The organism is Streptomyces sp. SID486 (assembly GCF_009865385.1).
In the GTDB taxonomy this organism is placed as follows: domain Bacteria; phylum Actinomycetota; class Actinomycetes; order Streptomycetales; family Streptomycetaceae; genus Streptomyces.
Genome location: NZ_WWJT01000290.1, coordinates 1 through 752 on the forward strand (window position 1 = coordinate 1; position 752 = coordinate 752).

The following is a 752-nucleotide window of genomic DNA, read 5'->3' on the forward strand; positions in this document are numbered from 1 at the left end:
TCCGGCGCCTTCGGCGGGGGCAGCGGCGCCGGGGACGGCCGCCGCTCGGCGCGGGCGCTGCGCGGGGGGACGGCCAGCTGCAGCACGTCGGCGAGGCTGCCCGCGTACCGGTCGGCGACGGCCCGCGCGAGGCCGAGCAGTTCCTCGCTCAGCACCGGCTCCGGCGACACCACCTGGGCGAGCGCGGCCAGCGGCCCGGAGTAGTCGGAGTCGGCCCGCCGCTCGACCAGGAAGCCGTCGATGAGCCCGCCGCCCTCACGGCGCCCCTCCCGCACCCGGTGCCGTCCGGCCCCGAACCTCACCCGCACCCGCACCCCGGGCTGCGCGTCGGCGTCCAGCCCCTCGGGTACGGCGTAGTCGAAGTAGCGGTCGAGGTGCAGCACACCCTTGTCGACCAGCACCCGTGCGACGGGCAGCCGCTCGGCGATCGCCGCGCCCCGCCAGGTGCGCGGCTTGGCCCGGGGCGTCTTCGCCGTGCGCACGCTCTCCCGGATGAGCGCGAGCTGCTCCGGCGGCGCCTGCCCGGCCCCGCCGTCCCCGTCCACCCGGGGCTCCCCGTTCTCGCTGCTCACGCTTGCATTCTTACCAAACGGCACTGACAACCCCGCCGCCCGCCGGACCGTGCGAACCCGCCCCGGCCCTCCCGGGGCCCCGAGCCACCCGGCCCGCCCCCCTGGCCGAACCCCGTTCCCGGGCATCGCCGGCCGCCGCCCGCGCCGGGAGCCGGTCTCCCAGCCGCCCGACCGCCACCC

General features: G+C 79.0%; 1 pseudogene. It reads right to left on the reverse strand.

From position 1 onward, the window contains the following. Positions 1 to 572, reverse strand: a pseudogene (locus GT045_RS13875) (hypothetical protein); the annotation flags it as partial. Between the last annotated feature and the right edge of the window lie 180 nt (positions 573 to 752).